Annotated in this window: 25 protein-coding genes; 15 read left to right on the forward strand and 10 right to left on the reverse strand. The window is 60.1% G+C overall.

Annotated elements, in window-relative coordinates:
- Window positions 1–2 precede the first annotated feature (2 nt).
- The 4 genes from WG29040_RS21665 (at window position 3) to WG29040_RS21680 (ending at window position 4,898) form a co-directional block, all read left to right on the forward strand.
- Window positions 3–539 (forward strand): single-stranded DNA-binding protein, encoded by a 537-nt coding sequence (locus tag WG29040_RS21665; RefSeq protein WP_003444330.1) that lies wholly within the window; start codon window positions 3–5, stop codon window positions 537–539.
- Window positions 540–832: 293 nt separating this feature from the next.
- Entirely contained in the window at window positions 833–2,941 is a 2,109-nt protein-coding gene (locus WG29040_RS21670; protein WP_003444328.1) for a mechanosensitive ion channel family protein, read from the forward strand.
- A gap of 150 nt (window positions 2,942–3,091) precedes the next feature.
- On the forward strand, window positions 3,092–3,976 hold the full coding sequence (locus WG29040_RS21675; RefSeq protein ID WP_003444326.1) for a sugar nucleotide-binding protein: 885 nt from the start codon (window positions 3,092–3,094) through the stop codon (window positions 3,974–3,976).
- Entirely contained in the window at window positions 3,969–4,898 is a 930-nt protein-coding gene (locus WG29040_RS21680) for an NAD-dependent epimerase/dehydratase family protein (protein WP_003444324.1), read from the forward strand. Before WG29040_RS21675 ends, WG29040_RS21680 begins: the two co-directional genes overlap by 8 nt.
- A 60-nt stretch (window positions 4,899–4,958) precedes the next feature.
- Here the strand turns inward: WG29040_RS21680 and WG29040_RS21685 are convergent, their stop codons facing one another.
- From WG29040_RS21685 to WG29040_RS21705, 5 genes are all read right to left on the reverse strand, one after another.
- Window positions 4,959–5,657, reverse strand: coding sequence for an OmpW family protein (locus WG29040_RS21685; protein WP_003444322.1), 699 nt, complete (start codon window positions 5,655–5,657; stop codon window positions 4,959–4,961).
- 149 nt (window positions 5,658–5,806) lie between these two features.
- A complete protein-coding gene (locus WG29040_RS21690) occupies window positions 5,807–6,325 on the reverse strand; it encodes a DUF3299 domain-containing protein (RefSeq protein ID WP_003444320.1) in 519 nt (172 codons plus the stop codon).
- 16 nt (window positions 6,326–6,341) lie between these two features.
- Complete coding sequence (locus tag WG29040_RS21695; protein ID WP_010655452.1) at window positions 6,342–7,607, reverse strand: ABC transporter permease; 1,266 nt, start codon at window positions 7,605–7,607, stop codon at window positions 6,342–6,344.
- A 1-nt stretch (window position 7,608) separates the two neighbouring features.
- The gene (locus WG29040_RS21700) at window positions 7,609–8,319 is read right to left on the reverse strand and encodes an ABC transporter ATP-binding protein (protein WP_127196858.1); all 711 of its coding nucleotides are present in this window, start codon (window positions 8,317–8,319) and stop codon (window positions 7,609–7,611) included.
- A gap of 83 nt (window positions 8,320–8,402) precedes the next feature.
- Window positions 8,403–8,966 (reverse strand): DUF2796 domain-containing protein, encoded by a 564-nt coding sequence (locus WG29040_RS21705; protein WP_003444294.1) that lies wholly within the window; start codon window positions 8,964–8,966, stop codon window positions 8,403–8,405.
- A 136-nt stretch (window positions 8,967–9,102) separates the two neighbouring features.
- On the opposite strand from WG29040_RS21705, the gene WG29040_RS21710 reads away from it, so the two are divergent.
- Entirely contained in the window at window positions 9,103–9,444 is a 342-nt protein-coding gene (locus tag WG29040_RS21710) for a hypothetical protein (protein WP_127196859.1), read from the forward strand.
- Window positions 9,445–9,511: 67 nt separating this feature from the next.
- Here the strand turns inward: WG29040_RS21710 and WG29040_RS21715 are convergent, their stop codons facing one another.
- From WG29040_RS21715 to WG29040_RS21725, 3 genes are read right to left on the reverse strand one after another with little or no spacing between them, the layout of a single operon-like run.
- The gene (locus tag WG29040_RS21715; RefSeq protein ID WP_127196860.1) at window positions 9,512–10,390 is read right to left on the reverse strand and encodes a co-chaperone YbbN; all 879 of its coding nucleotides are present in this window, start codon (window positions 10,388–10,390) and stop codon (window positions 9,512–9,514) included.
- A 31-nt stretch (window positions 10,391–10,421) separates the two neighbouring features.
- Window positions 10,422–11,111: a methyltransferase gene (locus WG29040_RS21720; protein ID WP_003444287.1), complete on the reverse strand. Its 690-nt coding sequence runs from the start codon at window positions 11,109–11,111 to the stop codon at window positions 10,422–10,424.
- The gene (locus WG29040_RS21725) at window positions 11,108–11,557 is read right to left on the reverse strand and encodes a YbaY family lipoprotein (protein WP_003444285.1); all 450 of its coding nucleotides are present in this window, start codon (window positions 11,555–11,557) and stop codon (window positions 11,108–11,110) included. Before WG29040_RS21725 ends, WG29040_RS21720 begins: the two co-directional genes overlap by 4 nt.
- Window positions 11,558–11,695: 138 nt before the next feature.
- Between WG29040_RS21725 and nrdR the strand changes: the two genes are divergently transcribed.
- From nrdR to WG29040_RS21775, 10 genes are all read left to right on the forward strand, one after another.
- Window positions 11,696–12,160: a transcriptional regulator NrdR gene (nrdR, locus tag WG29040_RS21730; protein WP_003444283.1), complete on the forward strand. Its 465-nt coding sequence runs from the start codon at window positions 11,696–11,698 to the stop codon at window positions 12,158–12,160.
- Window positions 12,157–13,290, forward strand: a complete 1,134-nt coding sequence (gene ribD / locus WG29040_RS21735) for a bifunctional diaminohydroxyphosphoribosylaminopyrimidine deaminase/5-amino-6-(5-phosphoribosylamino)uracil reductase RibD (RefSeq protein ID WP_029612150.1) — start codon at window positions 12,157–12,159, stop codon at window positions 13,288–13,290. Before nrdR ends, ribD begins: the two co-directional genes overlap by 4 nt.
- Before the next feature lie 46 nt (window positions 13,291–13,336).
- The gene (locus tag WG29040_RS21740) at window positions 13,337–13,999 is read left to right on the forward strand and encodes a riboflavin synthase (protein WP_127196861.1); all 663 of its coding nucleotides are present in this window, start codon (window positions 13,337–13,339) and stop codon (window positions 13,997–13,999) included.
- A 16-nt stretch (window positions 14,000–14,015) separates the two neighbouring features.
- Window positions 14,016–15,107 (forward strand): bifunctional 3,4-dihydroxy-2-butanone-4-phosphate synthase/GTP cyclohydrolase II, encoded by a 1,092-nt coding sequence (ribBA, locus tag WG29040_RS21745; RefSeq protein ID WP_003444277.1) that lies wholly within the window; start codon window positions 14,016–14,018, stop codon window positions 15,105–15,107.
- A 91-nt stretch (window positions 15,108–15,198) separates the two neighbouring features.
- On the forward strand, window positions 15,199–15,675 hold the full coding sequence (gene ribE / locus WG29040_RS21750) for a 6,7-dimethyl-8-ribityllumazine synthase (protein ID WP_003444275.1): 477 nt from the start codon (window positions 15,199–15,201) through the stop codon (window positions 15,673–15,675).
- Window positions 15,672–16,172 (forward strand): transcription antitermination factor NusB, encoded by a 501-nt coding sequence (nusB, locus tag WG29040_RS21755; RefSeq protein ID WP_003444273.1) that lies wholly within the window; start codon window positions 15,672–15,674, stop codon window positions 16,170–16,172. Before ribE ends, nusB begins: the two co-directional genes overlap by 4 nt.
- Before the next feature lie 15 nt (window positions 16,173–16,187).
- On the forward strand, window positions 16,188–17,150 hold the full coding sequence (thiL, locus tag WG29040_RS21760) for a thiamine-phosphate kinase (protein ID WP_010655456.1): 963 nt from the start codon (window positions 16,188–16,190) through the stop codon (window positions 17,148–17,150).
- Window positions 17,151–17,289: 139 nt separating this feature from the next.
- Window positions 17,290–17,907: a GTP cyclohydrolase II gene (gene ribA / locus WG29040_RS21765; RefSeq protein WP_003444271.1), complete on the forward strand. Its 618-nt coding sequence runs from the start codon at window positions 17,290–17,292 to the stop codon at window positions 17,905–17,907.
- Window positions 17,904–18,323, forward strand: a complete 420-nt coding sequence (locus WG29040_RS21770) for a hypothetical protein (protein WP_003444270.1) — start codon at window positions 17,904–17,906, stop codon at window positions 18,321–18,323. Before ribA ends, WG29040_RS21770 begins: the two co-directional genes overlap by 4 nt.
- A complete protein-coding gene (locus WG29040_RS21775; RefSeq protein WP_003444269.1) occupies window positions 18,323–19,114 on the forward strand; it encodes a cobalamin-binding protein in 792 nt (263 codons plus the stop codon). Before WG29040_RS21770 ends, WG29040_RS21775 begins: the two co-directional genes overlap by 1 nt.
- 97 nt (window positions 19,115–19,211) lie before the next feature.
- Here the strand turns inward: WG29040_RS21775 and WG29040_RS21780 are convergent, their stop codons facing one another.
- Both WG29040_RS21780 and dxs read right to left on the reverse strand, forming a co-directional pair.
- Complete coding sequence (locus WG29040_RS21780; RefSeq protein ID WP_127196862.1) at window positions 19,212–21,095, reverse strand: TonB-dependent receptor domain-containing protein; 1,884 nt, start codon at window positions 21,093–21,095, stop codon at window positions 19,212–19,214.
- A gap of 92 nt (window positions 21,096–21,187) precedes the next feature.
- Complete coding sequence (gene dxs / locus WG29040_RS21785) at window positions 21,188–23,086, reverse strand: 1-deoxy-D-xylulose-5-phosphate synthase (protein ID WP_010655459.1); 1,899 nt, start codon at window positions 23,084–23,086, stop codon at window positions 21,188–21,190.
- Window positions 23,087–23,178 lie beyond the last annotated feature (92 nt).

The raw sequence follows: 23,178 nt of genomic DNA on the forward strand, positions 1-23,178 counted from the left end.
TTATGGCCCGTGGGGTTAACAAAGTTATATTGGTCGGCACGTGCGGCCAGGATCCCGAAGTTCGCTACTTGCCTAACGGTAATGCCGTGACCAACCTGAGTCTGGCAACCAGCGAACAGTGGACCGACAAGCAAACCGGCCAGAAAGTCGAAAAGACTGAATGGCACCGTGTATCGATGTTCGGCAAGGTTGCCGAGATCGCTGGCGAATACCTGCGCAAGGGTTCGCAGGTGTACATCGAAGGCAAGCTGCAAACCCGTGAGTGGGAAAAAGACGGTATCAAGCGTTACACCACCGAAATCGTGGTCGACATGCAAGGCACCATGCAACTGCTGGGCGGCCGTCCGCAGGGCGACCAACAAAACCAGGGCGGTGGTAACAACTACCAGCCACAGCAGTCTGCACCGCGTCAGCAGGCTCAACGCCCTGCGCCGCAGCAGCAACAGCCTCAACAGCAGCAGTCGCGCCCAGCGCCGCAGCAGCAGGCACCTCAACCTGCACCGGACTTCGACAGCTTTGATGACGATATCCCGTTCTAGAGACTAGCCTTCGGGCGACATACTCAGAACCAACAAAGGCCCGTCGCTGATTCAGCAACGGGCCTTTTGTTTGGGGCCGGAAATGGCTGCACGGTGCAGGGCGCTGACAACAGTCAGATCCGTCCTGCAAAAAAATGGCAACCGGGCTGATCCGGGCAGTCCAGGTCAAAAGCCTGCGTGTTACGCCAGGCGCCTGGCGCTTCATTGACTACGCTGTACTGATCTCAAGTACCGGCGGGCCAACTGGCCAACGTCAGCGGTTCCGTCAAAGATGTCCAGGAGGACTCCCGGGTTTGTTCAATTTCAAAGCAGCGATTGTGCTTCTCATCCTGTTGCTCTCAGGCAACGGCATTCTCCAGGCAGCCCCCACGCTGGCCTCGGTTATCAAGGCAGAAGAGACGGATGGCAAGCCCCCGGTGCTGGTCGATGGCGGCTTGCTGGGTGCCTTGGGCGAGGGTATGGACCAGATCCAGGAACGGCTCGGCCTGAGCGCTCGTCTGCTGGGCTCCTGGAGTTTGCGCTCAGAGCTTGCGGTGGATGAAGTCGGTGAACTGGTCGAACAGGCATCGGCTCATCCCTCATGGGGCGCCTTGGGGGACTTCGTCCTGTTGCCAGCCATCTGGTTCGGGGCTTTTTTCGGGCTGATGCTGGCGGGGCGCTTGCTGGTGCGATACCTGGATATGACGCGTGCGATCAACACCAGGCCGCGCATACAGGCACTTGTCGGTTATGTGGTGCAGTACCTTTTGCCTGCAGTGATAAGTCTGGTGCTGACCTTGTATGCCAGTCGTTATCTGCAAGACACCATTGGCCGTTCGCTGGGGATGACCCTGACCTATGCGGGCAGTGCCGGGGTGTTCAGTGTGGCGCTGGTGCTGGCACTCAGTGCGATGTTTGAAGTCGGACACAAGCGGATTGCAGTTCAGATCATTCGCAAGTATTCGCGCCGGCCACTGTTCCTGATCGGCTTTTTTGCCGCGCTGAGTGACGGGATGAACAGCCCGCAAATTGCGCTGCAAATTGGCGATAACATTGCGAGCTGTCTGTCGGTTTTTGCCGGGTTGCTGGCGTGCATCATTTTTGCCTTTCTGGCCATACGGTTGCGTCGCCCCGTGGCGCACCTGATTCGGGACCGTGCACTGGCGCAGCGTCTTGGTCAGCCTGCACTGCAGGAGTCGTTGCGTATTTTTTCGGCGTTGTGGTACTGGCCGATACTGCTGATGCTGGTGGTCACGGCGCTCAATCTGCTGGGAATTGGCGAGGGCAGTGAGCGTGCCATGCGCGGTGCGCTGCTGACTTCAGGATTGATCATCGGCGCGGTTTTTTTAAGTACGATTTTGCACCACTCATTTCGTACGCCGACCCGCCGTACAAGCATCTATCGAGAGCGTTTACTGAATGTGCTTTATGCATTGCTGCGTATTGCTCTGGCTGTGACCTTTATCGAGCTCCTGTCCCAGATCTGGGGGTTCTCCCTGCTGGCGTTCGCCTCGGACAGCAACACCGGCAAGGTCATCAGCGATTCGCTGGGACGCATCCTGTTGATCCTGCTGGTGACATGGCTGGCCTGGGTGGTGCTCGATACCGCCATCCAGCAAACGCTGGAACCTACAGTGACCCGACATGGCACCCGCGAGCCGAGCACCCGCGTCAAAACCATCCTGCCGCTGATGCGCAATGCAATAAAAGTAATTCTGGTGGTGGTCTGCACCATCACCACCATGGCCAACCTGGGTGTCAACGTCGCGCCTTTCCTCGCTGGTGCCGGGGTCATCGGGCTGGCGATCGGCTTTGGTTCCCAGCAGCTGGTACAAGACGTCATTACGGGGCTGTTCATTATTATTGAGGACACCATCTCGGTCGGCGACTGGGTGGTGGTCGACTCCAACCATGCGGGTACCGTTGAGGGGCTGACCATTCGCACCTTGCGCCTGAGGGACTCGCGGGGCTTCGTGCATTCGGTGCCCTTTGGTCAGATCAAGGCGGTGATCAACCATTCCCGGCAGTTTGCGTACGCATTTTTCTCGGTTCAGTTCACCTACGATACCGACACCGATCAGGCCATCGACATGATCCGCCAGGCCGGAAGCCAGATCAGTGACGATCCTTTGCTCAGTCTCAGCCTGCAGGGCTCGCTGACGGTATTCGGGGTCGACAGCATGAATCTCGATGGCGTAACCATTACCGCTCAGTTCAGAACCATGTCCGGCGCCCAGAGCTCCGTCAGTCGGGCTTTCAATGACCGGCTCAAAAAGCTTGTGGATAAGTGTGACGATGTCCACTTTGCGCAACATTATCCACAGGGATTCCTGATGCCCGTACGCGATACCGGCGAACCGGCACCCGCTGCCGGGCAGCCGCCTTCCAGGTTGCTGCTCACTGACATGCCGCCGCAGCTGTAGTGAGCCCGTTGACCCGCAGGGGTGCAGTTTGTCAGTGACGGCGGGCCCATAAACCCGCAAAATACGGAGGTCTTGATCATGGCCAGCAGCTTTCACCGTTGGTTTTCTGGTATACATCACCGTTCTGAATAGACTGAGTCTGCACACTCTATGCGAATGCGCCTTATGTTATTGGGCGGCGGAAATGCTCTCGGGCAGGCGCTGATTCGTCAGGGTGCCGAGGAAGACATTAATTTCCTCGCCCCGCGTCCGCCGCAAGACGGCTGGGACGCTGCGAGCCTTACGCAGCTGCTGGATGACACCCGCCCGGATGCGGTCATCAACCTCGCGTATTACTTCGACTGGTTTCAGGCGCCGACAGTCAGCGAGTCCCGACTTGCTGGCCAGGAGCGCTCTGTCGAACGTTTGGCCGAGTTGTGCCAGCACCACAACATCATTTTGCTGCAACCTTCCAGCTATCGGGTTTTCGACGGTTCGCGGGCGACGGCCTACAGCGAAAAGGACGAACCCGTTCCGCTGGGGTTACGCGGTCAGGCACTGTGGCGAATAGAGCAAAGTGTGCGGGCCATCTGCCCGCAGCACGTGCTGCTGCGTTTTGGCTGGCTGCTGGATGACAGCCCGGAAGGTCTGCTCGGGCGGTTTCTGACCCAGGCTGAGAAGCCGGGAGAATTGTTGCTTGCCGATGATCGCCGGGGCAATCCGACACCGGTAGATGACGCCGCACGGGTGATTATCTCAGTGCTCAAGCAGCTGGATTGCGCCGCGCCGCTGTGGGGTACTTATCACTACGCGGGGCACGAGGCGACCACGCCGCTGGCGCTGGGGCAGGCGATCCTGAGCGAAGCGCGCACCCTGCACCCACTGGCTGTCGAAGCACCTGTACCGCAGGCGCATGCGGCATGCCCGGACGCGGCTGAAGAGCCCCAGCATGCTGTGCTGGCCTGCAAGAAAATCTTACACACCTTCGGGATCAAGCCTCGCGCCTGGCGTGCGGCACTCCCGACATTACTGGACAGACTTTATCGTCATGGCTGATTCACCCGTTTTAGTGACCGGCGGCGCCGGATTTATCGGTTCCAATCTGGTTGATGCCTTGTTGGCCAAGGGGCATGCCGTACGCATTCTCGACGACATGTCCACCGGCAAGCGCTGCAATCTGCCAATGGACAACCCCAAGGTCGAGCTGATCGAAGGCGACGTGGCGGATGCTGCCCTGGTTGCCAGGGTCATGGCCGGTTGCAGTGCCGTGGTTCACCTGGCGGCAGTTGCCTCGGTGCAAGCCTCGGTGGACGACCCGGTACGTACCCATCAAAGCAATTTCATCGGCACCCTTAACGTGTGCGAAGCCATGCGTGAATCCGGGGTCAAACGGGTTGTTTTTGCCTCTAGCGCTGCTGTGTATGGCAATAACGGTGAAGGTGAATCGATTGTCGAAGACACCCCCAAGGCGCCGCTGACGCCTTATGCGTCCGACAAACTGGCCAGTGAATACTATCTGGACTTTTACCGTCGCCAACACGGGCTGGAACCGGCGATTTTCCGTCTGTTTAACGTCTTTGGCCCGCGCCAGGACCCGTCATCGCCGTACTCCGGGGTGATCAGCATCTTCAGCGAACGCGCGGTAAAGGGCCTGCCCATCACCATTTTCGGCGATGGCGAGCAAACCCGTGACTTCATCTACGTCGGCGACCTGGTGAACATCCTGGTTCAGGCTGTCGAAGCCCGGCAGGTTGAAGAAGGCGCGGTCAACGTTGGCCTGAACAAAGCCACCACCCTCAAGCAAATGCTCGAGGCGCTGGGCGACGTGGTCGGTGGACTGCCGCCCATCAGCTACAGTGCGGCCCGCTCCGGCGATATCCGCCATTCACGGGCAGACAACAGCCGCTTGCTGCAACGCTTCAAGCTTGGCGAAACCACACCCATGAGTGTTGGTCTGGCGCGTTTGCTCGGACGCTGACAAGCCCCTGGCTACAAAAAAAGGCGCCTCCAGGGCGCCTTTTTTGATGTTGTTTGTCGCTTAAAACTTGTAACCCAGACCTACCATGTAAACGAACGGATCCACGTCTACATTGACCTTGGCGCGGGTGCCAGGCGCTACTGCGTTGTTTTCCACCGTGGCGCGGGTATCGATATCGATATAGCGTGCCTGGGCGTTGATCATGATGTTATCGGTCAGCATGTAGTCAGCACCGACCTGGAATGCCATGCCCCACGAGTTCTTTGCCTTGAAGTTGTCAAAGCCTGCCGCGCTGGCGCTGCTGCCAACGTGCTCGTCATAGATCCAGGTGTAGTTGATACCGGCACCCACGTAAGGCTGGAACGCCGACTTGGAGTCCAGCGGGTAGTACACAACACTCAGGGTTGGCGGCAAGTGCTTGAGGCTGCCCAGCTTGCCGTTTGCCGCAGACAAGGCGGTGCCTTTAAGTTTCACGTCATGCTCAAACGGCGTGGCTGCCAGCAGTTCAATACCTACATGGTCGGTGATCATGTAGGCGAAGTTGAGGCCCAATTGCGTGTCGCTGCTCATGGTCGCCTTGCCACCCAGATCCGCGCCCGCCAGCGGGCCCTGATCAACCTTGACGCTGGAGCTGTCGGCCTTCGGGTTTACCGTGATCGCACCGGCACGCAGAATGATGTCACCTTCAGTGTGGGCGTGGGCAAGCGGGGCGACGACGGCGAGCGCAAGCGCGGCTGCGCTGAGCAAAGACTTGTGCATGGGAGCTCCATTGGGATATTTGAAATTTATATAACCAATGGTAAAGAGCGCCATGTCGCGCTCAGTTGACCCAGCTCAATGAACGGTGAGTTTGTGAAAATTTCGTGAGCCGGCCCGTGCTCATCGTCCCTGCAGGAGCGATGGGGGGGTTACTCCGGCAGTTCGTACACAACGATTTTTTGCGCATCCATCTGGTAGCCCGCATCTGCCAGTTCACTGGTACTGGATTTGACCTGCATCGCGCCTTCGATCCAGTACGGCTGGTACAGCTCATCGACTTGCACCCCGACCTTGCTGGTGACATGCACGATCTGGTTCGACGGCGGAGGCGGCACGTGGATACAGGCGCCGAAGTAGGGCACCAGCAAAAATTCGGTGGTGCGGCCTTCTTCATTGACTTCAAGGGGCACGATATAGCCCGGCAAGCGAATCAACTGACCGTCCAGCGTCGTCACCACCGGCGCATTGGGCAAGTCCTGCCTGGCTGCCGGGGCGGCCTCCATGTCGCCCATCTGTGACAGGTCGTGCAGCGGTGCCATGTCTGGCACTTCAGCCGGCGCGTCGGGCGGAATCATCTCCGACCACGTCAACTCTTTCGGCTCTGCTGCCCACAAAGGAGTAGTGATCAGCACAAGCAGTGCCAGCAGCACGCGTGGCAACACGGACATTGTTATAACCCCGGGTTCATAAACGAATGGACAGACCATCGGCCAGCGATTGTCGGTAGGCGCGCCATGCCGGCACGCAGCCCATCAGCAGGGCGGCCGCAAGAATACCGCCAAGCAGCGCCCATTCATATTCGCTTGGCCAGGCCAGCGGTAAATACAGCCCGTAGTTCGATTGCACATAACCCTGGGCCACGGCGATACACAGGTACAGCAACCCCACGCCGGCCACTACACCGGCCAATGCCAGGGCAAGGGCCTCGAAGACCAGCAAGGTTGCGATATGCCATGGCCGGGCACCGACCGAACGCAGAATGGCCATCTCGCGCCGACGTTCATTGAGGCTGGTCAAAATCGCAGTGAGCATGCCGATCAAGCCGGTCAGCACCACAAACAGCGACACCACGAACAATGCTTTTTCAGCGGTGCTCATCAGGCTCCAGAGTTCCTGCAGCGCCACCCCGGGCAAAATCGCCATCATCGGTTCACCGCGGAAATCATTGATTTCACGCTGCAAGGCAAAGGTCGAGATCTTGCTGTTCAGACCCAGCATAAAGGCGGTGATGGCCTGCGGGGTGAGGTCCATGTTGCGCGCCTGATCGGCACTTACCCGCCCGGCGCCACGGGCCGGAACACCGTTATGCCAATCGACATGTATCGCTTCCATACCGCCCAGGCTGATATGCAGGGTACGGTCAACCGGGGTGCCGGTGCGTTTGAGAATTCCGACCACGGTGAACGGTTTGTCATCATGCTTGACCAGACTGACCGCGGCCACGCCGTGGGCCAGCACCAGCTTGTCACCCAGTTTGTAGTGCAGTGCATCCGCCACTTCGGCGCCCAGCACCACCTCAAAAGGGTCGGTGGCAAACGCCCGGCCTGCAGCCAGTTCCAGGTTCTGCCGACGGCCGTATTGATAGTGCTCGAAATACGCCTCGCTGGTGCCCATCACCCGATAACCGCGATGGGAGTCGCCCAGTGACATGGGAATCGCCCATTTCACTTTCGGGTTGTTGGCGAAGTGCTCAAAGCTGTCCCAGCGAATATTGTTGGTGGCATTGCCAATGCGAAATACCGAGTACAGCAGCAGATTGACCGAGCCGGAGCGGGCGCCCACGATCAGGTCAGTGCCGCTGATGGTGCTGGCAAAGCTGGCGCGGGCTTCGGTGCGCACCCGCTCGACCGCCAGCAACAGGCACACCGACAGGGCGATGGCGAAGGCGGTCAGGATCGCGGTGAAGCGACGGTTAGCCAGGCTGGCCAGGGCTAGTCGAAACAGATACATCTCAGACCTCTGCCGACGTGGCGGCACGATTGAGTTCGGACAACGACAGATTTCGGTCGAAGAGGGGGGCCAGACTTTGATCGTGGCTTACAAACAGCAGGCTGGCGCCCGCCTCGCGGCATTCAGCAAACAGCAACTGGATAAACGCTTCGCGGGCGTCAGCGTCGAGGGCCGAGGTCGGCTCGTCGGCAATTACCAGCTCGGGCTGGCCGATCAGGGCGCGGGCAGCGGCGACCCGTTGCTGCTGGCCAATCGACAGGGAGTCTGCACGTCGCTCCAGCAAAGCCGGGTCTTTGAGACCCAGGTGCGACAGCAGGGTTTGCGCGGCGTTATCCACACTGCCGTGGCGTTGCACGGCGCGGCTGGCGCGCAGTCTGGAAAAGTGGCAAGGCAGTTCAACGTTCTCGCGTACCGATAAAAACGGCAGCAAATTGAATTGCTGAAAGATATAACCGGTGTGATCGACCCGAAAGCGATCGCGGGCGCCCGAGCCGAGTTCGCCCAGTTCTTGGCCGAGCAGGCGGATCGTGCCGCTATCGGCTTTTTGCACGCCGCCGAGCAGGCCCAGCAACGTGGTTTTACCGCTGCCGCTGGGGCCCTTGAGGAACAGGGTTTCGCCCGGCTCAAGGCGAAATTCCGGAATATCCAGCAACACGGGCTGCCCCGGCCAACTGAAACTCAGGTCATTGAGTTCGATAAGTACTTGGGTCATGGGGAAGAGAAATCGCCTGTATGGGGTGCGAATAGCGGGCCGGTACCTGCAGGAGCAAGCTCGCTCCTGCAGGTTCAAGCCAGTCAGAACTTGACGGTGGGGGCTTGAGGTGTGGCTTCTACACCTTGCTGACCACTTGCGCCAATCAGTTGTACCTTGATTTTATGGGTGCCCGGGAACGTCTTGAAGAACGTGCTCAGATCCAGCGTCTTCAGCGCCTCGGGTTTGCTGCAGGTGAAGGCATAGTGGGCTTCGATATCGCTGTGATGGTGCTCGCCTTTTGCCACGCCGGCAGCTTCTTCAGGGGCGGCTTCAAATAGTGGGCTCTGCAGGTCCTGGGCTTCAACGCTGCACTCGGCAGCTTTGGGCAGGTTGAACAACACCAGCGGATTGCCCAGCTGGGCCTGGGCTGCCGCGACTTTGGCTTTGTCAGCGTCGGTAGTGGCAAGGTGCTCAAATCCGACCAGGTTCATTGACGGGCCATCCAGGTCAAGTTCCAGAGTCTGGCCATCGAGAGCCACATCGAGGCTGCCTGCGCCATGCTCGTGGGCTCCCAGGCTGGCGTGTTCATGGTCGTGATCATCTGCAGCATGGGCCATGGCCAGCGGCAACAGGGCAAACGGTATAGCAAGAAGCAAACGGCGCATAGCGTGACTCCAGCAGAAGGGTGAGGACCAGTTTGTTATGTGATCTTATAACAATATTTGCGAGAGTTTGCCCGTGTGCTTGGCGTTACGCAATACGCATGGGAGCATGGTTTGATGAAACTTGAGGAGTAGAGCGATGGTGCGCATTCGCGGAACAATCGGCGACTGGCCGGTGGATTTGACGGTGGAACTGGATGCCGGCGACTGGGCTGCACTGGGTGCACAGTTGCAGGTCAGTGACGCGCCTGTCAGCCAGCCCCCTGCCAGACCGGTGAATCATGACGATGCCGTGTGGGAAACGACTAAAGACTTGTTGCGCAAGGCCGGGCAGATCAGCGGGCCTGAGCTGCTCGGGCAGCTGCAAGCCCTGACCGGCAGCACCGGCGCGGGCAAGCGGCTGCTGGTACGCCTGCGTCATTGCCCCGAGGTGAAAGTGGTGAGCGGCACAGACTCACCGATTTACAGCTGGATCGAATAGCAAAGATGACGCAAGACCCGCAGGCGCGAGTTTGCTCGTGAGCAAACGCGCTCCTGCAGCCCGATGCCTAGTACAGCGCAGCAAACAATTTGCGGCGGTAGGTGGTCACCAGCGGATGATCATTGCCCAACAAGTCGAAGACCTGCAGCAAGGTCTTGTGGGTGATGCCTTCGCTGTAGCTGCGGTTGCGGGTGAACAGCTTCAGCAACCCGTCCAGAGCACCTTCATATTGCTGGCGCGCCAATTGCTGGATCGCCAGTTGGTAAGCGGCTTCGTCGTCCTGCGGGTTTTGTGCAACGCGGGTTTTCAAATCCGCCACATCCGGCAAATCCGCGGCCTGACCCAGGAACGTCAGTTGCGCCTTGGCCCCGGCCAGTTCGGCTTTGTGCTCGTCACTTTTAACCGCGTCCAGCACGGCTTGTGCTTCGGTGAGTTCACCGCGTTCGGCGAGGCAGCGGGCATACAGAATCAGTGCGCCGGCGTTGCTGTTGTCATCGGTGAGGATGTTTTTCAGCAGGGCTTCGGCGTCAGCAAAGCGGCTTTCGGAAAACAGTGCCCGGGCTTGCAGCATCGGGTCTTCGGCCTCTGGCTCGGGCATCACGACATGGGGCGCGAGCATCGCGCGGATCGCCGATTCGGGTTGCGCTTCCTGGAAGCCATCCACCACTTTGCCGTCTTTAAACAGCACTACTGTGGGCAGGGTTTGAATGCCGATACGGCCCACGATGTCCTGCTCGACTTCGCAATTGACCTTGGCCAGTAACAACTCGCCCTGATAGTCCACCGCGATCTGTTCCAGAATCGGCAGCATCACCTTGCACGGTGCACACCAGTCGGCCCAGAAATCCACCAGAACGGGCTGCTCAAAAGAGGCCTGGACAACCAGTCTGTCGAAGTCCGCGGAGGTTACGTCGAAGCTATGGGAAGAAGGCGTAGGCTGATTCATTAGGTGTCTCGAAACAGGTAAATGAGGGCAACTATAAAGGCTGTACGGGCAGGCCGAAAGCCATAGGCTCGCGTTGCGCGTGATACAGGCTCACGTTACGAAATTCATGGGGCTCGGCCAGATCGGGCAAGGTCAATGCCTTGAGGCTGTCCAGCTGGCGGTACAGCGGATGCTTGAAGTCGCGCACCCGGGAATCGGCGACCAGGACCTGTTGGCCACGGGTTAAAAACTGATCCAGCAGTGGCAGGTTTTCGCGGTCGTAAAGCACGTCCGCCACCAGGATCAGGTCGAAGCGGTCGGCTTCGGCGAAAAAGTCGCTGGAATAATGGAGCTGCACATCATTGAGCTCGGCATTCGCCCTGCAGGCAGCCAGCGCCAGCGGGTCAAGATCGCAAGCCAGCACCTCGAGCGCCCCGGCCCTGGCCGCTGCAATTGCTGCCACTCCGGAACCTGCGCCAAAATCCAGCACGCGCTTGCCTTGCACCCAGTGCGGCTGCTCGGCCAGATAACGTGCCAGAGCCAGACCGCTGGCCCAGCAAAACGCCCAGTACGGTGGCTCGTAAAGGATGCGCCGGGTCTCGTCGGCCGTGAAGCAACGATCCATCCGTTGCGGGTCAAGCAGCCATAACTTGAGTGTCGTGTCCGGCAAATCCGTAATGATCAGCCGGGCATCGCCCACCAACTCGCTCAATGACTGTTGCAGATGCAGCGGTGTATTCATGGTGCCTGGACAAAGGCCAGGGTGCCCATGGCCTGGGTCGCAGGCTGGCTGATGATTTTTGAAGGTAGATGCAGGATCAATTGCCCGGACTGGCTGGCGCGTCCGCGCAGTTCAACCCGCGCTCCGGCGGGGAAGGCTTCGGGGTTAAAACGCAGCTTGAACGGCAGCGGCTGGCTATTGCCGATGATCTTGCTGCTGGCCATCAGGCCTTGGGGGCGTCCACGTTCGTCAATGATCAGCATCGCCAGTTCAACCTCGGCCCCTGCGGGTACGCCGGTCAACACGCCGCTGAGTTCACGCTGATAGGCCGGCAGTGGTCCGAGGTCTTTTGGAGCATCAGTTTTTGGCTGTGCCAGCACCTGAGTCTGCACCGGTTTTGGCGGTTCGCTGCTACAGGCGCCCAGGAAACCGGCGAGGCACAACAAAAAAAGCGTTCGTAGCGACATGGAAGGCTCCAGCGGCAGGTCTGTCGATGTATCAGATGGGTGAAACATAGTAGGCGGACTGTATACCGTAAAGGCTATGGCTTGTCTTGCCAGTGGGATGCGCTACCATGGCACTCCCCATTTTTTGTTGCCGCCACCATGCACTGTCCTTTCTGCGGTGCCAACGACACTAAAGTCATCGACTCGCGTCTGGTCGCCGAGGGCGACCAGGTGCGCCGCCGGCGTGAATGCCTGGCCTGTGGTGAGCGTTTCACCACCTTTGAAACAGCCGAGTTGGTGTTACCGCGCCTTATCAAGCAAGACGGCAGTCGTCAGCCTTTCGACGAAGAAAAACTGCGTGCCGGCATGCAGCGGGCGCTGGAAAAGCGCCCGGTCAGCGTCGAGCGACTCGAAGCCGCGCTGGCCCATATCAAGAGCAAGCTGCGCGCCACCGGTGAACGCGAAGTCAAATCGCTGGTTGTCGGTGAGCTGGTCATGGGCGAGCTGCAAAAGCTCGATGAAGTGGCCTATATCCGTTTTGCCTCTGTCTATCGACGCTTCCAGGATCTCAACGAGTTCCGCGAAGAAATCGACCGACTCGCCCGTGAGCCCTCCAAAGAATGACTGTGACTACGCAACAATCAATTTTAGACGCCCATTACATGGCGCGTGCCATCGAACTGGCGCGTAACGGCCTGTATACGACCCATCCCAACCCGCGAGTCGGTTGCGTGATAGTGCGTGACGGACAGATTGTCGGCGAAGGCTGGCACGTGCGCACGGGTGAACCCCACGCCGAAGTCCACGCCTTGCGTGCGGCGGGCGAGCTGGCCCGTGGCGCCACGGCTTACGTCACGCTGGAACCGTGCAGCCACCATGGCCACACTCCGCCCTGTGCCGACGGCTTGCGCCATGCCGGCGTGGCGCGGGTGGTGGCGGCCATGCAGGACCCCAACCCGGAAGTTGCCGGCCGCGGCCTCAAGCGTCTGGCTGACGCCGGGATTGAAGTGTGCAGCGGCGTGCTCGAAAGCGAAGCGCGGGCGCTGAACCCGGGCTTCCTCAAACGTATGGAGCACGGCCTGCCGTTTGTGCGGGTCAAGCTGGCGATGAGTCTTGATGGCCGCACGGCCATGGCCAATGGCGAAAGCCAATGGATCACCGGCCCTGCGGCACGCTCTGCGGTGCAGCGGCTGCGGGCGCAGGCCAGTGTGGTGCTGACCGGTGCCGACACGGTTCTGGCCGATGGCGCGCGCCTGACCGTGCGCGGTCCGGAGCTGGGCCTGAGCCCCGAGCTCACGGCGCTGGCATTGAGCCGTCCTCCGCTGCGGGTATTGATTGACGGGCGTTTGCGGGTGCCGCTGGATGCGCCGTTTTTCAAGGCAGGTCCGGCGCTGGTTGCCACCTGCGTACCTCCCGCCGAGCAATACCGCACGGGGCCGGAATGCCTGGTGATCCACGGTGCCAACGGCCAGGTCGATTTACGCAAGTTGCTGGTTGCACTGGCCGCACGCGGGGTGAACGAAGTATTGGTGGAGGCCGGGCCGCGTCTGGCCGGGGCTTTTGCCGAACAGGGACTGGTGGATGAATACCAGATTTTCATCGCCGCCAAGTTCCTCGGCTCTACTGCCCGGCCATTGCTTGAGCTGCCGTTGACCCATATGAGCGAAGCGCCTTTGCTCAAAATCATTGAAATGCGCGCGGTGGGTGATGACTGGCGAGTCACCGCCATACCTGTGCCATCCGCGAGCGTATAATTCTCAGCCTCCGTTCTACGCAGGTTCTGTTCTCAAGGGGAACGCCATGTTTACCGGCATCATTGAATCCATCGGCAGCATCCGTGCACTGACCCCCAAAGGCGGCGATGTGCGGGTTTATGTAGACACCGGCAAGCTCGACCTGAGCGACGTCAAACTCGGCGACAGTATTGCAATCAATGGCGTGTGCCTGACTGCCGTGGAACTGCCGGGCAACGGTTTTATGGCTGACGTCAGCCGCGAGACCCTCGACTGCACCGCGTTCAACGATTTGAAAAGCGGCAGCCGGGTCAACCTGGAAAAGGCCCTGACCCCGACCACGCGTCTGGGTGGTCACCTGGTGAGCGGGCACGTTGACGGTGTGGGTGAAGTGATCTCGCGGGAAGAGAACGCCCGGGCTATCGAGTTCCGCATCCGCGCTCCCAAAGAGCTGGCCAAGTACATCGCCCATAAAGGCTCGATCACCGTCGACGGCACCAGCCTGACCGTGAACGCGGTCAATGGCGCCGAGTTCTCGCTGACCATTATTCCCCACACCCTGAGCGAAACCATCATGGCCGACTATCGTCCGGGTCGCCGGGTGAACCTCGAAGTGGACCTGCTGGCGCGTTACCTTGAGCGTCTGCTGCTGGGCGATAAAGCCGCCGAGCCGACTTCGGGCGGCATCAGTGAAAGTTTTCTGGCCGCCAACGGCTACCTCAAATCCTGAATTAAGGGGGTGCCGCGTGGCGCTCAACAGCATCGAAGAACTGGTTGAAGACATCCGCCAAGGCAAGATGGTCATCCTGATGGATGACGAAGACCGCGAGAACGAAGGCGACCTGATCATGGCTGCCGAGTGCTGCCAGGCCGAGCACATCAACTTCATGGCGCGCTTTGCCCGTGGCTTGATTTGCATGCCCATGAGCCGCGAGCGTTGCGAGCTGCTGCAACTGCCATTGATGGCGCCGCGCAACGGTTCCGGCTTTGGCACCAAGTTCACTGTCTCGATCGAAGCGGCTACCGGTGTGACCACCGGCATCTCGGCAGCGGACCGTGCGCGCACCGTGCAAGCGGCTGCGGCCAGGGACGCGAAAGCAGAAGACATCGTGAGCCCGGGGCATATTTTCCCGTTGATGGCACAGGCGGGCGGTACTCTGGCCCGCGCCGGTCACACCGAAGCTGCCTGCGATCTGGCACGTATGGCCGGGTTCGAGCCAAGCGGTGTTATCTGTGAGGTGATGAACGACGACGGGACCATGGCCCGCCGTCCGGAACTAGAAACCTTCGCTGCTGAACACGGCATCAAGATCGGCACAATTGCCGACCTGATCCACTACCGCATGATCCATGAACGTACCGTTCAGCGGATTGCCGAACAGCCACTGGACAGCGAGCTGGGCCAATTCAACCTGGTGACCTATCGTGATTCAGTCGAAGGCGATGTGCACATGGCACTGACCCTGGGCAAGATCTGCGCTGAAGAGCCGACCCTGGTGCGTGTGCATAACATGGACCCGCTGCGTGATCTGCTGATGGTCAGGCAACCGGGGCGCTGGAGCCTGCGCGCCGCCATGAGCGCGGTGTCAGCGGCCGGCAGTGGTGTAGTGCTGTTGCTGGGCCATCCGCTGGATGGTGACGTATTGCTGGCCCATATTCGCGAAACTGCTGACCAGGTGCCGGTGAAAAAACCGACCACTTACAGCATCGTGGGTGCCGGTTCGCAGATCCTGCGTGACCTCGGCGTGCGCAAAATGCGCTTGATGAGTTCACCAATGAAGTTCAATGCCATATCCGGTTTCGATCTGGAAGTTGTAGAATACGTGCCCTCCGAATAAAGACCGGTCGTGTCCTGTCCGAATTCGTGGCCCAATATCCTTAAAGAACGCACGCGAGTGCGTTCTGGCTCTTTAATACGAGACATACCGAATGACCCTGAAGACCATCGAAGGTACCTTCATCGCCCCCAAAGGTCGCTACGCTCTGGTAGTTGGCCGCTTCAACAGCTTCGTCGTCGAAAGCCTGGTGAGTGGTGCCGTTGATGCCCTGGTTCGCCACGGTGTGAACGAAAGCGACATCACCATCATCCGTGCTCCGGGTGCGTTCGAAATTCCACTGGTTGCGCAAAAGGTTGCCCAGCGCAACGAATTCGCCGCCATCATCGCCCTGGGCGCCGTGATTCGTGGCGGTACTCCGCACTTTGAATACGTTGCCGGCGAATGCACCAAGGGCTTGTCCCAGGTGTCCATGCAGTTCGGCGTACCGGTTGCATTCGGTGTGTTGACGGTCGATTCGATCGAACAGGCCATTGAGCGCTCCGGCACCAAAGCCGGCAACAAAGGCGCTGAAGCTGCCTTGTCCGCCCTTGAAATGGTCAGCCTGTTGGCACAGTTGGAGGCCAAGTGATTTCCGACGAAAGCGATCGTTTTAACCCGCGCGATCCTAAACCTGCGGACGCCGGCAAACCATCCAAGAGCGCCAAGCGCCGTGAAGCGCGTCAACTCGCGACTCAGGCCTTGTATCAATTGCACATGGCCAAGCAGTCCCTGAACGAAATCGAAGCCCAGTTTCGGGTCGACAACGACTTCACCGACGTTGATGCCGCGTACTTCCGTGAAATTTTGCACGGCGTACCTGCAATCAAGGCTGAAATCGATACCGCCCTGGCACCATGCCTGGACATCACCATCGAAGAGCTCGACCCGGTTGAACTGTGCGTTCTGCGCCTGTCCACCTGGGAGCTGATCAAGCGTGTCGACGTGCCTTACCGCGTTGTGATCAACGAAGGCATCGAGCTGGCGAAAGTGTTTGGTTCTACCGACGGCCACAAGTTCGTCAACGGTGTGCTCGACAAACTGGCGCCACGCCTGCGTGAAGCTGAAGTAAAGGCTTACAAGCGCTGATCAGCGCTGTCGGCCATGGGCGAGTTCGAGCTGATCCGTAACTTCTTCGCTGCCGCGCCTTGTGCGCAAGGCGGCGAAGGTGTTGCTCTGGGCATCGGCGACGACTGCGCCCTGCTGGATGTTCCTTTCGGGGAACAACTGGCGATTTCCACCGACACCCTGGTAGCCGGGGTGCACTTCGCAGATCCATGCGACCCTTTCTTGCTCGGTCAGCGTTCGCTGGCAGTGGCGGCCAGCGATCTGGCGGCCATGGGCGCAACTCCCCTCGCGTTTACCCTTGCCCTGACCTTGCCTGCGGTTGAAGCCGACTGGTTGCAAGCGTTCGCCCGCGGTTTGAACCTGATGGCTCAGGGCTGTGGCTTGCGTCTGATTGGTGGCGACACCACGCGCGGGCCGCTATGCCTGACGCTGACGGTTTTTGGCCGCGTACCTCGGGGCCAGGCATTGACCCGCAGTGCAGCCCGGCCCGGCGACCTGCTGTGTGTTGGCGGCGAGCTGGGCAATGCCGCTGGCGCCTTGCCTCTGGTGCTCGGCCAGCGTAGCGCCACACCCGCCATCGCCGAGCCGTTGCTGGCGCACTACTGGTCGCCGCAACCGCAATTGGCGCTGGGCCAGGCACTGCGCGGCAAGGCCAGCTCGGCGCTGGATATCTCCGATGGCCTGCTGGCCGACTGCGGGCATATTGCCCTGGCGTCTAAAGTCGGCTTGCTGATCGAAAACGACCGCGTGCCGGTTTCCCTCGCCTTGCAGGAATTTCTGGGTGACGCCGCTGCGCAGCAAGCGGCGTTGAGTGGGGGTGACGATTACGTGCTGGCGTTCACTTTGCCGGCCGTTGAGTTGCCGACCCTGCTGGCAGATGGCTGGCCGATTCATGTGATTGGCCGAGTGGTCGAAGGGCAGGGCGTCGGTTTGCTGGACGTCGATGGCCGGGACATCACCCCGGGCATACGCGGTTATCAGCATTTTCGCGGTGAATAACTACGTGGCCAGCTGCTGCAAGAGCGATCAAACTTTTAGATCTTTATCTCCGATAATTCAGCCTAAGCGTCTATAGGAACGTCCTGTTACAATGCCGCCTCTGCGAATTTCCAGTACTCAAACTGATCAGGAGCACACGGTGCCCGTCGTTTTCGTTGCCGCTTGCAAGCTTCCCACCCCCTTTGCCGAATTCACCATGCATGGCTTTCTCGAGAAAGCCACGGGTCGTGAACACGTTGTGCTCAGTTTGGGCGACGTGGCGGACGGCGCTCCGGTACTAGGCCGGGTGCACTCTGAATGCCTGACCGGCGATGCCTTGTTCAGCCAGCGCTGTGACTGCGGTTCGCAGCTCGAAGCCGCCATGCAGGCCATCGCCCGCGAAGGCCGTGGCGTGTTGCTGTACTTGCGTCAGGAAGGCCGGGGCATTGGCTTGCTGAACAAGGTTCGTGCTTACGAACTGCAGGATGGCGGCGCCGACACGGTTGAGGCCAATGAGCGTCTGGGATTTGCCGCCGATCAGCGTGACTACGGGATCTGCCTGCCGATGCTGGAGCACATGGGTGTGAAGTCGTTGCGTCTGATGACCAACAACCCGCGCAAGGTCAAAGCCTTGACCGACATGGGCATCAACGTGGCCGAACGGGTGCCTCTGCACACCGGGCATAACCCGCACAACAAGCTGTACCTGGCGACCAAAGCCAACAAGCTCGGGCACATGATGGGCAACCAGCATCAAAGCGAGGCCGACCCGGCGTGACCCGTGGTCAGATCCGTCGCCGCATGAGCTTCAGCTGGTGGCAGCAATTGGTGCTGACCCTGCTGCCGCTGGTATTGGCCAATTGGTTGTTCGGCAAGTCCGAGCCCTTGTTGCCCGGGCTGACGATGCCGTTCTTCATTGCCGGTGTTGCGTCGATGTTTGTCACGCTGCGCTTTTTCGGGCCGTACAAACATGGGCTGATCGCATTGCAAAAAGCCCTTGATACGCCCCAGGAACCCGCTGCCTGGGCCGAGCTTGCCCGTGCCCGCTACCGCGCCTTGCTGGCTGCCGGCCTGCCGGTGTGGATCGCTGCGCTGGCGGTGTTTGTCGGGCTTGAAGGCGTGCCGTTGCTGCTGCTTTCAGTGTCGACGCTGGTACTGTTTTACCTCTATCGCATCCCGCGCCAGATCGGCTGATGCGCGCCTGGCTGGCGGTTCTGCTGCTGGCCATCGGCACCCCGGCCGGGGCGGCTACACGGGTGATCAGCCTGTCACCCTCCTTGTCAGAGATGGTTGTCGAACTGGGCGCCGCTGATCTGCTGGTGGGTCGCCTGGAGGCGGGTGAGCCTTTGCCGCAGCTGCGCAGCGTGCCTTCCGTGGGCCGTTACGGTCAGCTGGACATGGAGCGCCTGATCAGCCTGCAACCCGATTTACTTTTGCTCTGGCCGGGTAGCGTTGCCGCTGCCCAGCGCGAACAGCTGCGCCATCTCGACATCCCGACTTACACCGCCGAGCCTGCGAGCCTTGAGCAACTGGCCGATCAGGTTGAAGCCCTGGCCGTGGCGCTGAACCGCCCTGAGCGTGGCCGTGAACTGGCAGCGCAACTGCGTCAGCGTCTGGCCGGGCTGCGTGTGCAATATCGGCGCGACATACCGCTACGGGTGTTTTATCAGGTGTGGGATCAGCCGCTGTACACCGTTGGCGGTACGCAGATCATCAGTGACGCATTGGCGGTGTGCGGGGCGAGCAATGTATTTGCCGACCTCAAACTGCCTGCGCCGCAGGTCAGCGTGGAGTCGGTATTGCAGCGCAATCCGCAAGTGATCATCGCCAGCAGCCAGGCGCAGCTGGACGCCTGGAAAGCCTGGCCGCAGATTGATGCGGTCAAGCACGGACGTTTGCTGTTATTGACCGACAAAGGCCTTGAGCGCCCGAGTGCGCAGATGCTTGAAGCAACGGCCCGACTTTGCGAGCAACTGGCTGACTGACTCTCACCCTGTAGGAGCGAGCTTGCTCGCGAGCTCTGCGTATTAAAAGCTCGCGAGCAAGCTCGCTCCTACAGGGGATATGGGGGATATCGGGTTTTTAGAGCGTCGGGGTCCAGGTCACGGCCAGTTGCACGCTGCGGCTTTCTTCACGGTAGCCGTAGTAACTGCCGTCATAGCTGTAGAGCGCGCGGGTGAAGCTCTTGTCCAGCAGGTTGTCGACTTTTAAATCAAGCCTCACTTCAGCGCTGGCTTGCCAGTTGCCACGCACCCCCAGCAGTCCATAGCCGGCAATCGGCTGCGTATTGCCGTCGTCATTAAAGCTGCTGCTCACCGCCTGCCAGCTGGCGCCGACACCTACCCGGTCGAACTGGCGATCCAGATCAAGGTTCAGGGTGCGGCGGGCACGGCGGCTCAACGTATGGCCGGTGTCGCGATCACGGGGATCGGTAATGGCGACCCCGAGGCTGCTCTGCCAGCCGAACCATTCTTGCTGCAAGGCACTTTCAAAGCCGATGATCCGGGCGGCGCCAATGTTCTGCTGAATGAAATCGGCATCGGCCACAATCGCATCACGAATGTCGGTCCGATACAGCGAGGTTTCCAGGCGGCTGCTCTCGCTCAACTGGCTGCGCCACTGCACCTCGTAGCTTTTGGAATGTTCGGGCTTCAGGGCCGGGTTGCCGTACTGCGGGTAGTACAAATCGTTAAACGTCGGCGCCCGGAACCCTTCGCTGTAAGACAGCAGCACATCGTTGTCCGGGTTGAGCGGTACCGTCAGGCTGGCGCTCCAGGTGTTATTGCTGCCGAACTGCTGGTTGTCGTCGTGACGCAGACCCAGTTCGGTAGAGAAATAATCGCCATTGAAGCGGTGCTGAATAAATACGGCGCGATTCCAGCGGCTGTCCTGGTCAAACACCGTGCTGCTGCGCACGCGATCTTCATAGGCATCGGCACCGAGTATCACGCTGTTTTGCCCGTTCAGCGTCAGGTTGTTTTGCCAGTTCAATGAGTCGCGATAGGTGTTGAAGCTGTAGTTGTCTGTGCTGAGCTTGTCGCGGGTTTTTTCGCGATTTTCGCTGTGGCCCAGTTCCAGGCGCGAGTTCCAGCGCTCGCTCAGTTGGGCGTCGATAAAACTGCCCACACTGCTGATATCGAAGTCGCTGTAGAGCTGCTGACCACTGACCGTCATGCTGTCCGGGTCCCAGCGGCCAAAGGAATTATCGAGCTCGGTCTTGCCCATGTTCTTCATCGCCGTCAGGCCGACTTCCAGATCATCCCTCAGGAAGTGGCTCAGATTCAGGCTCAGGGACTTGTTGCGATAGGCATCGTGATCGTTGTCGCTGGGGAAGGACTGGTGCGTGCGATTGATCCCGGCCGTCTCTTCCAGGCTGCCGCTGAGGTTGTAGCGGGTCTGGGCATCGCCGCCGGACACGCCCAGGCTGTTGTCGGAGCTGCCATAGCTGCCCACTGAACTGTGTAGCCGCAGCTGAGGGGCCTGGTCTGCGCCGCGGCGAGTGAAAATCTGGATCACCCCGCCAATCGCGTCACTGCCGTAGATCACCGACCGTGAGCCGCGCAGCACTTCAACACGCTCGACCTGATCGATATTCAGGTACTGCAGGTTGCTGTCGGCCGAGGTGGCATTGGCCATGCGCTGGCCGTCGACCAGCACCAGGCTTTGTGCCGCTTTGGTGCCGCGGATGTAAATCCCGGGCAAGCCGCCACGGCCACCGCTACGTGCCACCTGCACGCCGGGCACCCGGCCCAGCAGGTCGGTGAGGCTGGTGGGTTGCAAGCGATCGATGTCGGCACGGGTGAATACCGTGTTGGCGCTGCTGCTGTCAGAGCGCGCTTCGACCTGGCGGTTGCCGGTGATCAGTGTTTGCGGGAGTTTGAGTGCGTCTTCCCGTTCGAGCGTGTCGGCGAGCAAAGGGCTGGCGGGGATGATGCCGAGGATTAAAGCCAAACGAAGGTGTTTCATGTGTTCTCAATTAACCCTGTAGGAGCGAGCGTGCTCGCGAGCTCGTTGGAAAGCTCGCGAGCACGCTCGCTCCTGCAGTAAGTCTGATTGGCTCAGAGCCCCAGCAGTTGCATGCGCTGGCGCACCGATGCTTCGATACCTGCCGCATCCAGCCCGCATTCGGCGAGCATCTGGCTCGGTTTGGCATGTTCGACATAGACGTCCGGCAAGCCCAGATGCAATACCGACTTGAGCACGTTTTCACGGGCCAGCAACTCGCTGACTGCCGCACCCGCACCGCCCATGATGGCGTTCTCTTCAATGGTCACCAGCAGTTCATGGCTGTCGGCCATTTCGCGCACCAGTGCTTCATCCATAGGTTTGACGAAGCGCATGTCGACCACGGTGGCGTCGATTTTTTCCGCCACTTGCAGTGCTTCGGCCAATTGCACGCCAAACACCAGCATCGCCACCTTGCTGCCTTTGCGACGTATCACGCCTTTACCGATTTCCAGCGGTTCAAGGGTTTTTTCGATGCTTGCATTCGGCCCGCTGCCCCGCGGGTAGCGTACTGCCGCCGGACCGTTGTACAGGTGGCCGGTGGTCAGCATTTTGCGCAGTTCGTTTTCATCGCTCGGGGTCATGATCACCATACCCGGGATGCACCGCAGGTAAGACAGGTCAAAACTGCCGGCATGGGTGGGGCCGTCTTCGCCCACCAGGCCCGCGCGGTCGATAGCGAACAGCACGTCCAGATTCTGCACGGCTACGTCATGCACCAGCTGGTCGTAACCGCGCTGCAAGAATGTCGAGTAGATCGCCACCACAGGCTTGGCGCCTTCGCAGGCCATGCCCGCGGCAAAGGTCACGGCGTGTTGTTCAGCAATGGCCACGTCGAAATAACGCAACGGGAAACGCTCGCTGAACGCGATCAGGTCCGAGCCTTCTTTCATGGCCGGGGTAATACCGACCAGGCGTTGATCGACAGCGGCCATGTCACACAGCCACTCGCCGAATACCGCAGAGTACTTCGGCCCGCTCGCAGCTTTTGGCGCTGCTTTCGGTGCGTCCAGCGGCTCAAGTTTGGTGATGGCGTGGTAGCCGATCGGGTCAGCCTCGGCCGGGGCAAAGCCTTTGCCCTTTTTGGTCACGATATGCAGGAACTGCGGACCCTTGAGGTCGCGCATGTTGCGCAGCGTGGCGATCAGGGTCGGCAGGTCGTGGCCATCGATAGGCCCAATGTAATTCCAGCCCAGCTCTTCAAACAGGGTGCCGGGTACCAACATGCCTTTGGCATATTCTTCGGTGCGCCGGGCAATTTCCCACGCGCCTGGCAGACGCGACAGCACTTTCTTGCTGCCTTCGCGCATGCTGGCGTAGGTACGGCTGGAGAGGATTTTGGCCAGATAGTTGGACAGGCCGCCGACATTGCGCGAGATCGACATGTCGTTGTCGTTGAGGATGACCAGCATGTTGGCATCGACTTCAGGCGCATGGTTCAGGGCTTCAAAAGCCATGCCGGCGGTCAGCGCGCCGTCACCGATCACGGCGATGGCCTTGCGCTCGCTATTTTGCAGGCGGGCAGCGATGGCCATGCCCAGTGCGGCACTGATTGAGGTGCTGGAGTGGCCGACGCCAAAGGTGTCGTACTCGCTCTCGGCGCGGCGCGGGAAAGCGGCGATCCCGTCTTTCTGGCGCAATGTCGCCATTTGCTCGCGGCGGCCAGTGAGGATTTTGTGCGGATACGCCTGATGACCCACGTCCCATACCAGCCGGTCATCCGGGGTATCGAACACGTAGTGCAACGCAATCGTCAGTTCAATGACGCCCAGGCCGGCACCAAAATGCCCGCCCGTCTGGCCGACGGTATAGAGCAATTCCTGGCGCAATTCGTCGGCCAGGGGTTCCAGCTCGGCTTCAGCCAGTCGGCGCAGGCCCGCAGGCGTGCCCGCTCGGTCGAGCAGGGGCGTAGTCGGGCGCTTGCGGGGGATCTCTTGAAACGTCGTTGGCATCAGGCGAATCGTTATAAATATAGAAGAGGTGGCAGTTTACCTTAAGGAACGTAAGCTGCCCACGCGCGGAGGTAATCGTTAGTCAGACCTTG

Origin of the sequence: Pseudomonas sp. PAMC 29040 (assembly GCF_003994535.1) — a bacterium.
GTDB classification, from domain to species: Bacteria; Pseudomonadota; Gammaproteobacteria; order Pseudomonadales; family Pseudomonadaceae; genus Aquipseudomonas; species Aquipseudomonas paraversuta.